The organism is Halanaerobium sehlinense (genome assembly GCF_055379485.1).
In genome coordinates, this window is record NZ_AP042442.1 from 1887592 (window position 1) to 1900646 (window position 13055).

Consider the following 13055-nt stretch of genomic DNA (forward strand, 5'->3'; position numbering starts at 1 on the left):
CTTCTAAAATTTCAGCTGCTCTTCTCATATGTGGAATTACTATTGAACCGCCAACAATTAAAGCTACATTCATTGCTTCATAAATTTCTTCTTTAGTCCACCCAGACTTATGAGCTTCTAAGATATGATATGTAATACAGTCATCACATCTTAGTACCATAGAAGAAACAAGACCTAACAGTTCTTTAGTTTTAGCTGGCAGTTTGCCATCTTTATATATATTAGTATCTAAATTAAAAAACCTTTTTGTATTTAGATTTCCTTCTTCCAAAATTATGTCATTCATTTTTTGACGAAATTTATTAAATTCTTCTTTTTTTTCGCTCATAAAAACACTCCCATTCAAAATCTTTTCCTGGTCTCAAAATTCAAAAGAAACCGGACAGCAAAAAGCCGTCCGGATATCTTTTAGTATTTATATTTTTATAAATTATCTATTTTTTGATTTTATTTAAATACCCTTTTACTTCAGCAGCTGTTCCTAATTCTAAGACTTTTTTGCTTTCTGCCTGAGCTTCAGCTAAAGTCCATTTAGTCAGCGCTTCTTTAATTTTTAAGATTGAAACAGCACTCATGCTGAATTCATTTAAGCCAGCACCTAATAAGAATGGAAGCAGTAGTTCTTCTCCGGCTGCTTCTCCACACATACCAACCCAAATATCTGCTGCATGACCTGCATCGATGGTCTTTTTAATCAGTCTTAATACTGCTGGATGATATGGTGTATGCATTTCTGCAATTGTTTCGTTCATCCTATCTACAGCAACTGTATATTGAATCAGGTCATTAGTACCTATGCTAAAGAAGTCTACTTCCTCTGCCAATTGATCTGCTATCATTACTGCAGAAGGAACTTCGATCATCATTCCAACATCGATATCTTCATTATATTCTACTCCCTCTTCTTTAAGCTCAGCTTTTACTTCTTCTATCTTAGCTTTAGCCGCTAATAATTCATCTAAAGAAGAAATCATAGGGAACATGATTTTTATATTACCATAAACACCGGCTCTTAATAGGGCTCGAAGCTGTGGTTTGAAAATGTCATCTCTTTCTAGACAGACTCTAATAGCCCTGTAGCCTAAAAATGGATTCATTTCTTCTGGAAAGTCTAAATAAGGAAGTTCTTTATCTCCTCCAACATCCAGAGTTCTAATAACTAAAGGTTTTTCGCCCATTTTTTCAGTAGCCTTTTTATATACTTCAAATTGCTCTTCTTCTGTTGGTAATTCACTGCGATCCATATACAAAAATTCGCTGCGGAAAAGACCAACACCTTCACCACCATTAGCTAATATTGGGTCAACATCTTTTAAGTTACCCATATTACCTGCAACTTCTACCTGGTGGCCGTCTTTGGTTTGAGCTTTTTTATCTTTAAAAGCTAGTAATCTTTCTTGTTCAGCTTTATATTCTTTCAGTTTCTCTTCATATTCTTTTAAAGTAGCTTGGTCTGGGTCAAAAAACACTTTACCCTGGTTACCATCTACAATAATAGTTGAGTTATTTTCTGCCTTTTCAATTAATTCACTACCTAAACCAACTACAGATGGGATACCCAGCGAACGAGCCATAATGGCTGAATGAGAAGTTCTGGAACCATCTCTGGTTACAAAGGCAAGCACTTTATCAGTATCAAGTTGAGCAGTATCTGATGGAGTCAAGTCCTCTGCTACAATTATTACATCATTTTCCATCTTGTCTGAAATATCTTCGATACCAAGTAAATTTTTGATAACTCTCATACCAACATCTTTAATATCTGAACCGCGTTCTCTTAAATATTCATCATCCATAGCAGCAAACATAGCTGCAAATTCATCAATTACTTCTTTTACTGCAGCAGCTGCATTCAGCTTATTATCTTTTATCTTATTTTCGAATGCAGGGATAACTTCAGGATCATCTAAAATCATTAGATGAGCAGCAAAGATTTCTGCTTTTTCCTCCCCAAGTTTTTCAGCAGTTTCTTCTTTTAATTCCTCTAAAGATTTTTTTGATTCTTCTAAAGCAGAATGTAATTTTTCAATTTCCTCATCTACTTCAGCTTCTGAAATATTTTTTTTATCAATTTCAATTTCTTTTTCTTTTTTCAATAATGATTTACCAATAGCAATACCAGGAGAAGCAGCGATTCCCTCAATAAAAACCACTATTCATCCTCCTTTTTCATTTCAACCTCAATGAAGTCAACAAGTTCTTCTACTGCTGAGTCTGCATCATCACCATCTGCTCTTATAATAATTTCATTTCCTCTTCCTACTCCCAGGCTCATGACACCCATAATGCTTTTGGCATTAACTTCTTTTTCTTCAAAAAGTATCTCAATTTTTGAATCATATTTACCTGCTTTCTGAACGAATTGGGCTGCAGGGCGGGCGTGCAGACCGGTCTTATTAGTGATCATAACCTTCTTTTCTTTTACCAATCTGATCATCCTTTCAAATATTTTTTTATATCATTACTCATCTATATATTTTAACATAAATGTTACACTAATTTCATCCTTTTTCAGAAATTTTTTTATTATTTTTTTATATTTTAGTTTAAATAGCCTTCAATAAAGCTTTTAATCATTAAATAAGAAGAAGTAGCGCCTGGATCCTGATGGCCAATACTTCTATCACCTAAGTAACTTGCTCTGCCTTTAGTAGCTTTCATTTCCACAGTATTTTCCATACCATTTTCAGCTGCTTGCAAACAATTTTTTAGGGCTTCCTCCAAAGCAGTTTCGCTTAACTTACTTTTCTTTAGTGATTCAATAGCCGGAATAATAGTGTCCAATATAGTTTTTTCTCCTGCTTCAGCCTTTCCCCGCTTCTGAATTCCTGCAGCCGCTTCTTCTGCAATTTCAATTAAATCATCCAGTTCCAGCTTTTTATCTGGGATCACATTAGAAATATTTAAAAATGCTGTTCCATAAAGTGGACCGGAAGCTCCACCAACATTTGATATTAAAGTCATTGCAGCAGCTTTAAAAACTTCTTTTCTACTTTTATAACTTTTTTCTTCCAATTTCTCCTGTAATACTTTAAATCCTCTACTTAAATTAATGCCGTGATCTCCATCCCCAATGGCGGCATCTAGTTCAGTTAAATACTTTTTATTTGCAATTATAACTTCTGCAGCATCTAAAAAAAGTTGTTTGGTATCCTTACTCATATTTTATCCCCCAATGCTTATTTAGAATCATTAAAAATCTAATTATATTTCCATAACTGATGATCACTTGTTGAAACAGCAAAAACATTTTGAGCTTTTAAATTATCAACTTGATTTTTGCTCTTAATTAGCCCTCCAGCGATTACTGGGTATTTATGTTTACTGTTATTCTGCCTATTAATAAAATAAGGTGCTGCCAAACCAGGTAAGATTTCTACAGCATCAACACTGTTTGAATTAAATGATTTTTCAGCACTGATTAAAGAAGCAGAATCAAGTAAAAACACCCGCTGAATTGTCATTAAATCATTATTTGATGCTTCTTTTATCAAATAACCCTTAGTCGAAATAATTCCATCACATAGATCTTTTTCAGCCAAATATCTAATTCCTTCTTTATCATGAGCAATTCCTTTAACTAGATCAATATTAACCATTAATATTTTATCATATTTATGTGCTAATTCCATAGCTTCTTCTAAATCAAAAATAGATCCAGTTAACATAAAAATTAAAACTGCTTGCTCAATCTTCATAGCCTTTTCTAAATTCCTAATATCTCTAACAGCAGGAATGATTGGATAACTGTTAAAGTAACCTGCTAAATGTTTCAAATTTCCTCCCCCTTTTTTATTAAACTATCAGCCAGTAATGACTGGCATTTAATAAAATATTTGTTCTGATTATTATATCATAATTTAATATAATATTTTGCCCTTATTAATATATACTTTTATTTAGATAGTTAAAATCCTGCATATATCTTAAAAAATTATTATAAAGCAGAAAAATACCAGAAGATTGTGCAACCTCCTGGTATTTGTAAATTAATGTGATTTTGTAGTTGTGTTAAAATTATTGTTCCTTTTTTAGTATTTCTCGAGTTGTTACAATATTAACACCTGTGTCTAAGATATTTTCTATTACAATATCACCTAATTTTATAGGTGCCTCTAATTCGACTTTTGCTATCTCTGTCATAGCCTCTTTTAATAATCCTTTAGGAAGTGGATCTTTACTCTTCACTGGTACTAAAGGTAGAACACCATTCTTAACTCTAGCTGTAGTTGGTAATATTCTTGTCGGATTATAATACTCATTTTTTACATATTTTTCTCCTGCTTTACAATTGTTGCCTTCCATACATTCAATTTGGTTATTATCATCTATCTCTAACTCTACATCACAACCCATTGGACAGCTTATACAGGTTATTTCTACTTTTTTTCCCATTATTCTTCCTCCTTAACAATATCAACTTTTAAACTGCTTATATCATTTGAAGAGATCATCTTTTCTGGCACAGGGAAAGTTATCATTTCTCCCGGTTCAACTCGACGAGCTTTCTTATCCAATAACTTTTTATCTCCTGCATATAAATTAATTTTAACATCTGCCATTGGCTGCTTAGCTCTCATATATAAATTAACTAATTTTCGATCATCTACTTTATTTGTAATTTTATGAGGTACTATATAACCCACATTTTCCCCTGGATTTACATCTATTGCTTTTGATCTCTTAGTTATACCTCCCTGTAAATAATCTGCTGCTGTCTTTCCTGCAATTAAACTTTCTTCAGTAACCCAATCTACAAGATCATGAACATGGAGTACATTACCACAGGCAAAAATTCCTTCTATATTTGTTTCTCTGCCTTCATTTACAATAGCTCCTCCTGTAACACCACTCATCTCTACTCCTGCTTCTTCTGATAATTCATTTTCTGGAATCAAACCTACTGATAATAATAAGGTATCACACTCAATTTCATATTCTGTACCCTCTATTGGTTTGAAATTATCATCAACTTCAGCTACTACCACACTTTCAAGTCTATCCTGGCCTTTGATCTCAACTACTGTCTGCTGCATTCTCAGTGGTATATCAAAATCTTCTAAGCACTGAACAATATTTCTTGTCAGTCCACCAGAAAAAGGAAGTAATTCTAAAACTGCTTCTACTTCCGCACCTTCTAAATGCATTCTTCTAGCCATAATTAAACCAATGTCTCCTGAACCTAAAATAACTACTTTTTCTCCAGGGATCCACTGCTCCATGTTAATATATCTTTGGGCAGTCCCAGCACTATAAACACCAGCAGGTCTTGAACCAGGAATATCAATTGCCTCTCTTGTTCTTTCGCGGCAGCCCATAGCTAAAATAACTGCCCCTGCATCAATTTCTATCATTCCTTCATCAGAGTTAATTGCATATACCTTTTTTTCGGGTGTTACTTCTAAAACCATTGTATCTAACTTGATATCTATACCGCGTTCTCTAATATTTTCGATAAACTGATGTGCATATTCAGGACCGGTTAATTCTTCTCCAAAATAATGAAGTCCAAAACCATTATGAATACACTGCTGTAAAATACCGCCTAACTCAAAATCTCTTTCTATAATTAAAATATCTCTAATTCCTTGATCATAAGCCTCTTGTGCTGCTGCTAATCCAGCTGGACCTCCACCAACTACAACTAATTCATATTTTTGTTTATTCATTATTTTCCCACCTCTTCCAATAATGGTGCTTTAGTCTTTTCAGTTAAAAGTTTAGATTTGGCACTCTCTAAACAGACTTCGTTTTCCTCAATTCCCAATTCTTCTGCTAAGATGCTCACCACTTTAGGTTCACAAAATCCACCCTGGCATCTTCCAGCACCCGGTCTGGCTCTTCTCTTAACCGCATTAACTGTTTTAGCACCTACTGGTTCACGAATTACATCTAAAATTTCACCCTTAGTTACCGTTTCACAGCGACATATAATCTGACCATAATCCGGATTTTCTTCAACTAATTTAGCCTGTTCTTCATGAGTCATGTGTCTAAACTTTGGTGGGCCCTGGTAATTAGGGTCAAAATCAGACTTTTCTTTTAGATCTCCTAATTCTTCTTTTACTATACCTACAACCATTTCTGCAATTGCTGGTGATGATGCTAAACCTGGAGATTGAATACCTGCAACATTGATAAATCCTGGAACTTGATCACTAGCTTCTATTAAAAAATCACCTGTTTCTTTTATAGCAGGTCTTAAGCCTACAAATTGCCTAATGATCCCTTTTTTGCTTAAACCAGGTACTGTCTTGTTTGCCCCTTCCATTACTTCATCTAAACCGTCTCGAGTAGTTGATTTATTTTCTACATTATCTATTTCTTCTGCATTTGGCCCGATCAATACATTTCTTTCATCTGTTGGAGTTACTACAATTCCCTTACTTACCTCTGTAGGCACAGGGAAGATTGTTTTTTGTAAATTTAATTCCATTTTTTTATCATATAAATAATATTCTCCACGTCTTGGAGTGATTTTAAATTTATCAATACCTACCATATTTGCAATTTTATCAGCATATAAGCCGGCAGCATTAATAACTAATCCAGCTTCCATTTCTCCTTTAGCTGTTGTAACTAATTTGTGGTCACCTTTGTCTTCTATATCTTCTACTCCAGCCTCTAAAAATACGTCTACTCCGTTTTTGGCAGCATTATTAGCCAAAGCTACAGTTAATTCAAAAGGATTTACTATTCCAGCTGTAGGAGCATATAAAGCTGCAACCGCATCTTCACTTAAATGAGGCTCTAATTCATATAATCTTTCCCCTTTTACAATTTCTAAATCAGGCACTTCATTTTTTTGTCCATTTTCTAAAATAGATTCCAATTTCGGAATATCAGCTTCATCCTCTGCTACTACCATTGCTCCCAGCCATTCGATTGGAACATCTAATTCATGCTGTACTTTTTCATGATATAATTTGTTGCCCCTTACATTTAATCTACCTTTTAGCTTATTAGAATCGGCATTAAAACCAGCATGGATTAAAGCAGTATTAGCTTTACTGGTACCTGTACAGACATCAGGTTCTTTTTCTAATAAAGCAATATCTAAATCATAACGTGATAATTCACGAGCAATGAAACATCCTGTTACTCCGCCACCAATTATAATTACATCATATTTTTTGTTCAATTATTTTTCCTCCTATGAGTATTCAAGATATATAATTTTTGAATGATAAAAAACCAATATTATTAGATAATTCTTCAAGATAACCCCATAAAATAAAAGTCTGCCCACTTAATGCATAGTAATTTAAATTTAAAAATTCCCCCTTTTTTTTTTACTTAAATAGTATTAATTTTAATTAAATAAAAATTAATTTTAAGTTTTAAAATACAAAAAAACCTTATTGTGATTTAGAAATTGGACATAGTAGTCCCTCTAAATTACAATAAGGTTTTCTCTTCAGCTCAACCTAATATTTTATTATTTAAATAGAGTATAGCATTGATAATTTGAATTGTCAACTAGTTAACAAAAAAAATTAAGCTAATTTGTAATAGTTTAAATTTAGATTTTTTTCTGATAATTTATATTTTAAAAAAAGGACCGGCAGCGACCTACTCTCCCACATCGTTACCAATGCAGTACCATAGGCGCTGGAGGACTTAACTTTTGTGTTCGAGATGGGAACAAGTGTTGCCCCTCCGCTATTACCACCGGAAATCTATAAAATTTTCATTTAATCTGCTCTATTCATTTGATCTTTAAGAAAACAGTTCACAGATTTATGTTGTCTAAATTTCAGAACCTTGATTAATTTAGCTTTTCATTGCTTTTTTGAAGGTTTAAAAAGAAAGCTGTTTGAGCACAGCGAGTTCTTTCTTTTACTGAAAAAAAGTAATTAAAAGCGTTAATAATTAATCGGTGATTGAAATTTAGATAACTATACAATCAAAGATACATATAGGAAATAATGATTAAGCCCTCGATCTATTAGTACCAGTTAGCTTAATGTATTACTACACTTACACCTCTGGCCTATCTACCTTATCATCTTTAAGGGATCTTACCTTCTTAACAAAGTGAGATACCTAATCTTGAAGTCTGTTTCACGCTTAGATGCTTTCAGCGCTTATCTTTTCCACACTTAGCTACTCAGCTATGCTCCTGGTGGAACAACTGATTCACCATCGGTGTGTCCATCCCGGTCCTCTCGTACTGGGGACAGCTCTTCTCAAGTATCTTTCGCCTGCGACGGATAGGGACCGAACTGTCTCACGACGTTCTGAACCCAGCTCGCGTACCGCTTTAATTGGCGAACAGCCAAACCCTTGGAACCTGCTTCAGCTCCAGGATGCGATGAGCCGACATCGAGGTGCCAAACCTCCCCGTCGATGTGAACTCTTGGGGGAGATAAGCCTGTTATCCCCGGGGTAACTTTTATCCGTTGAGCGACGGCAATTCCACACTATACCGCCGGATCACTAAGTCCTACTTTCGTACCTGCTCGACTTGTCTGTCTTGCAGTTAAGCTCCCTTCTGCCTTTACACTCTTCGTGCGATTTCCATCCGCACTGAGGGAACCTTTGAGCGCCTCCGTTACTGTTTGGGAGGCGACCGCCCCAGTCAAACTGCCCGCCTGACAATGTCCTGTGACCAGTTTATGGCCTCCAGTTAGAATTCCGCTGTAGAAAGGGTGGTATCCCACCAGCGACTCCACTGACATTGGCATGCCAGTTTCAAAGTCTCCCACCTATCCTGTACATTCTACATCAAAACCCAATATCAGGCTGCAGTAAAGCTCCACGGGGTCTTTCCGTCCTGTCGCAGGTAGCCTGCATCTTCACAGGCAATTTAATTTCACCGAGTCCCTTGTTGAGACAGCATCCAAGTCGTTACGCCATTCGTGCAGGTCGGAACTTACCCGACAAGGAATTTCGCTACCTTAGGACCGTTATAGTTACGGCCGCCGTTTACTGGGGCTTAGGTTCAGACCTTCGTGCTAATGCACTAAGCCTTCTCCTTGACCTTCCAGCACCGGGCAGGCGTCAGCCCCTATACTTCGTCTTACGACTTAGCAGAGACCTGTGTTTTTGATAAACAGTCGCTTGGATCTTTTCACTGCGACCCACTAGCTAACACTAATGGGTACCCCTTCTCCCGAAGTTACGGGGTCATTTTGCCGAGTTCCTTAACAAGGGTTCTCTCGCGCGCCTTAGAATTCTCTTCCCGTCTACCTGTGTCGGTTTGCGGTACGGGCACTATAAATCTCGTTAGTGGTTTTTCTTGGCGACTCATTAAGTGGCTTCACCTCTTTTGGCTCCACATCACTAAAAGTTATTAGCGGGTAAAGGGATTTGCCTCCTTACCCTAACTCCTTAGCTTATACGTGCTCTTCCAGTCACACGCTCCACTCTCTTTGCCGCGTCCCCACTTCACTCAATCAATTTACAGTGGTATCTGAATCTTTACAGATTTTCCATCACCTACGCCTTTCGGCCTCAGCTTAGGTCCCGACTAACCCTGAGAGGACGAGCCTTCCTCAGGAATCCTTAGACTTTCGGCGAAGGAGATTCTCACTCCTTTTTTCGTTACTCATACCGGCATTCTCTCTTCTGTACAGTCCACTGCTCCTTACGGTACAGCTTCTCTCCGTACACAATGCTCCTCTACCACTTACAATCATATAAATATAACCATAAATCCACAGCTTCGGTGATATGCTTTAGCCCCGTTACATTTTCGGCGCAAAACCGCTTAACCAGTGAGCTATTACGCACTCTTTAAATGAGTGGCTGCTTCTAAGCCAACATCCTGGTTGTCTGTGCGATCTCACTTCCTTTTCCACTTAGCATATACTTTGGGACCTTATCTGGTGGTCTGGGCTCTTTCCCTTTCGACTATGAAGCTTATCCCACATAGTCTGACTCCCGATGAACACTAAACGGCATTCGGAGTTTGAATGGATTTGGTAACCTTGTTGGGCCCCTTGTCCAATCAGTGCTCTACAACCATTTAACTTTTACATCGAGGCTAGCCCTAAAGCTATTTCGAGGAGAACCAGCTATCTCCGAGTTCGATTGGCCTTTCACCCCTATCCACAACTCATCCCCTCATTTTTCAACATAAGTGGGTTCGGGCCTCCACAAGCTCTTACACTCGCTTCACCCTGGTCATGGATAGATCACTCGGTTTCGGGTCTACTAATCATAACTTCCGCCCTTATCAGACTCGCTTTCGCTCTGGCTTCATCTCTATGACTTAACCTTTCGCTACGATTAGTAACTCGCCGGTCCGTGATACAAAAAGTACGCAGTCAGGCTTTCTAATAGCCCTCCTACTTATTGTAAGCTTATGGTTTCAGTTTCTATTTCACTCCCCTCCCGGGGTTCTTTTCACCTTTCCCTCACGGTACTTGTTCACTATCGGTCATTCAGGAGTATTTAGTCTTGGAAGGTGGTCCTCCCTTATTCTCACAGGGTTTCTCGTGGCCCGTGATACTCTGGATAAATCTCTGACTTCTTCTACCTTTCGTCTACAGGACTATTACCTCCTACGGTTGAGCTTTCCAGCTCATTTGACTGGGTAAAAAATTTAAGTCAGCTAAAGGCTGTAGCCTTTAGTAAAGTCTATCCCACACCCACATTAAGCAACGTCTACAGACTTACACTTAATGTGTTTGGACTCTTCCCCTTTCGCTCGCCGCTACTAAGGGAATCTCGTTTTGATTTCTTTTCCTCAGGGTACTAAGATGTTTCAGTTCTCCTGCTTGTTCTTACATGGCTACTTCTTTCACCACATAATACCAGTGCTCCACACTGGTGGGTTGCCCCATTCGGATACCCGCGGATCTACGCTTATTTAGCAGCTCCCCACGGCTTTTCGCAGCCGGTCGCGTCCTTCTTCAACTCTGAATGCCAAGGCATCCACCATAAGCTCTTTCTAGCTTAATCAATTTATTTCCTATATGCATTTTTCAATGTACAGTTTTGACGGCCTCAATGGCCTAATATTAATAAAATCTTGAATGGTGGAGGTAAGCGGATTCGAACCGCTGACCTCCTGCTTGCAAGGCAGGCGCTCTCCCAGCTGAGCTATACCCCCATATCTCCCAATTGCTATCCATGCATGTGTTAAAAGGATAGAAAATGGTGGGCCTAAGTAGATTTGAACTACTGACCTCACGCTTATCAGGCGTGCGCTCTGACCAACTGAGCTATAGGCCCATTCGCTTTTTAAATAAATATAAACCCCAACTGTTCAGGATTTATTTTATTTTCATATTATTTTATTAAGTATATTATTTATAGAAGGTATGATGACGGGCTCAATGCCCGAATGCTAAATTATCCTTTTTGTATATTAAAGAAAATTTAGTGAAAAACCTTCAAAATTAAACAGCAAGCTCACGTTCTCTCCTTAGAAAGGAGGTGATCCAGCCGCACCTTCCGGTACGGCTACCTTGTTACGACTTCACCCCTCTTACCGGACACACCTTTGGCATCCGCAGATGACTTCTGGTGCATCCAACTCGATTGGTGTGACGGGCGGTGTGTACAAGGCCCGGGAACGTATTCACCGCAGTATGCTGACCTGCGATTACTAGCGATTCCAACTTCATACAGGCGAGTTGCAGCCTGCAATCCGAACTGGGACTGATTTTAAAGGATTTGCTCCACTTCGCAGCTTTGCTCCCCTCTGTATCAGCCATTGTAGCACGTGTGTAGCCCGAGATATAAAGGGCATGAGGACTTGACGTCATCCCCACCTTCCTCCGACTTTCACCGGCAGTCTTCTTAGAGTCCCCGACATTACTCGCTGGCAACTAAGAACAGGGGTTGCGCTCGTTGCGGGACTTAACCCAACATCTCACGACACGAGCTGACGACAGCCATGCACCACCTGTCTCCGTGTAGCACAAAGTGCTATACTCTACTCTCATAGATGGTCACGGGATGTCAATTCTCGGTAAGGTTCTTCGCGTTGCTTCGAATTAAACCACATGCTCCACCGCTTGTGCGGGCCCCCGTCAATTCCTTTGAGTTTCAATCTTGCGATCGTAATCCCCAGGCGGGATACTTAATGCGTTAACTCCGGCACTGAAGGATTCGAACCTCCAACACCTAGTATCCATCGTTTACGGCTGGGACTACCGGGGTATCTAATCCCGTTCGCTCCCCCAGCTTTCGTACCTCAGCGTCAGTGTTAACCCAGAGAGTCGCCTTCGCCACTGGTGTTCTTCCTAATATCTACGTATTTCACCACTACACTAGGAATTCCACTCTCCTCTGTTACACTCAAGATAATCAGTTTCAAACGCAGTCTGTCGGTTAAGCCGACACCTTTCACGCTTGACTTGATTATCCGCCTGCGTACCCTTTACGCCCAATAATTCCGGACAACGCTTGCACTCTACGTATTACCGCGGCTGCTGGCACGTAGTTAGCCAGTGCTTCCTCCAAAGGTACCGTCAGGTGGATGTCATTAACTACATCCACGGTTCTTCCCTAAGGACAGAGCTTTACAATCCTAAGACCTTCTTCACTCACGCGGCGTTGCTCCATCAGGCTTTCGCCCATTGTGGAAGATTCCCCACTGCTGCCTCCCGTAGGAGTCTGGACCGTGTCTCAGTTCCAGTGTGACTGATCGTCCTCTCAGACCAGCTATAGATTGTTGCCCTGGTGAGCCGTTACCTCACCAGCTAGCTAATCTACCGCGAACTCCTCCTCAAACGATGCCAAAGCACCTTTTCTGATTGTGTGATGCCACACTCTCAGCTTACCTCGGATTAGCCCGACTTTCGCCAGGTTATCCCAGACTTGAGGACAGATTATTCACGTGTTACTCACCCGTCCGCCACTATCTAGATCTCGTCTTCAACCCGAAGGTTTCTGTCGAGGTAGACCGTTCGACTTGCATGTGTTAAGCACGCCGCCAGCGTTCGTCCTGAGCCAGGATCAAACTCTCCGTATAAAGAATTTGAATTTGGCTCATATTATTTAATATAAGCTTTAAACTAATAATTACTTTTAAGTTTTAACACTCAAAGTATATTAACGTTGGCTTGCTGTTTAATTTTCAAGGTTCACAAAATCTTCTT

The 13055-nt window shown here is 38.9% G+C and carries 7 protein-coding genes, 2 tRNA genes, 3 rRNA genes and 1 pseudogene; all 13 read right to left on the reverse strand.

Annotated elements, in window-relative coordinates; all coding sequences use genetic code 11:
- Nucleotides 1-70: 70 nt before the first annotated feature.
- Nucleotides 71-328: pseudogene (locus tag ACZ446_RS09250) on the reverse strand (carboxymuconolactone decarboxylase family protein); the annotation flags it as partial.
- A 106-nt stretch (nucleotides 329-434) separates the two neighbouring features.
- Nucleotides 435-2153: a phosphoenolpyruvate--protein phosphotransferase gene (gene ptsP / locus ACZ446_RS09255; protein ID WP_464392283.1), complete on the reverse strand. Its 1719-nt coding sequence runs from the start codon at nucleotides 2151-2153 to the stop codon at nucleotides 435-437.
- A complete protein-coding gene (locus ACZ446_RS09260) occupies nucleotides 2153-2437 on the reverse strand; it encodes an HPr family phosphocarrier protein (protein WP_464392284.1) in 285 nt (94 codons plus the stop codon). Before ACZ446_RS09260 ends, ptsP begins: the two co-directional genes overlap by 1 nt.
- A gap of 104 nt (nucleotides 2438-2541) precedes the next feature.
- Nucleotides 2542-3162 (reverse strand): dihydroxyacetone kinase subunit DhaL, encoded by a 621-nt coding sequence (dhaL, locus tag ACZ446_RS09265; protein WP_464392285.1) that lies wholly within the window; start codon nucleotides 3160-3162, stop codon nucleotides 2542-2544.
- Between the two features lie 38 nt (nucleotides 3163-3200).
- Entirely contained in the window at nucleotides 3201-3776 is a 576-nt protein-coding gene (locus tag ACZ446_RS09270) for a glycerol-3-phosphate responsive antiterminator (RefSeq protein WP_464392286.1), read from the reverse strand.
- A gap of 241 nt (nucleotides 3777-4017) precedes the next feature.
- Complete coding sequence (locus ACZ446_RS09275; RefSeq protein ID WP_464392287.1) at nucleotides 4018-4395, reverse strand: DUF1667 domain-containing protein; 378 nt, start codon at nucleotides 4393-4395, stop codon at nucleotides 4018-4020.
- On the reverse strand, nucleotides 4395-5669 hold the full coding sequence (locus tag ACZ446_RS09280) for an NAD(P)/FAD-dependent oxidoreductase (RefSeq protein ID WP_464392288.1): 1275 nt from the start codon (nucleotides 5667-5669) through the stop codon (nucleotides 4395-4397). The genes ACZ446_RS09275 and ACZ446_RS09280 overlap by 1 nt, the downstream gene beginning before the upstream one ends.
- Nucleotides 5669-7141 (reverse strand): FAD-dependent oxidoreductase, encoded by a 1473-nt coding sequence (locus ACZ446_RS09285; protein ID WP_464392289.1) that lies wholly within the window; start codon nucleotides 7139-7141, stop codon nucleotides 5669-5671. The genes ACZ446_RS09280 and ACZ446_RS09285 overlap by 1 nt, the downstream gene beginning before the upstream one ends.
- 418 nt (nucleotides 7142-7559) lie before the next feature.
- Nucleotides 7560-7676 (reverse strand): 5S ribosomal RNA (rrf, locus tag ACZ446_RS09290).
- 252 nt (nucleotides 7677-7928) lie between these two features.
- Nucleotides 7929-10908: ribosomal RNA gene (locus tag ACZ446_RS09295) — 23S ribosomal RNA — on the reverse strand.
- A 75-nt stretch (nucleotides 10909-10983) separates the two neighbouring features.
- Nucleotides 10984-11059 (reverse strand) — tRNA-Ala (locus ACZ446_RS09300).
- Nucleotides 11060-11104: 45 nt separating this feature from the next.
- A tRNA-Ile gene (locus ACZ446_RS09305) sits at nucleotides 11105-11181 on the reverse strand.
- A 197-nt stretch (nucleotides 11182-11378) separates the two neighbouring features.
- Nucleotides 11379-12928 (reverse strand): 16S ribosomal RNA (locus tag ACZ446_RS09310).
- The 16S, 23S and 5S rRNA genes sit together here with 2 tRNA genes alongside, the layout of an rRNA operon.
- Between the last annotated feature and the right edge of the window lie 127 nt (nucleotides 12929-13055).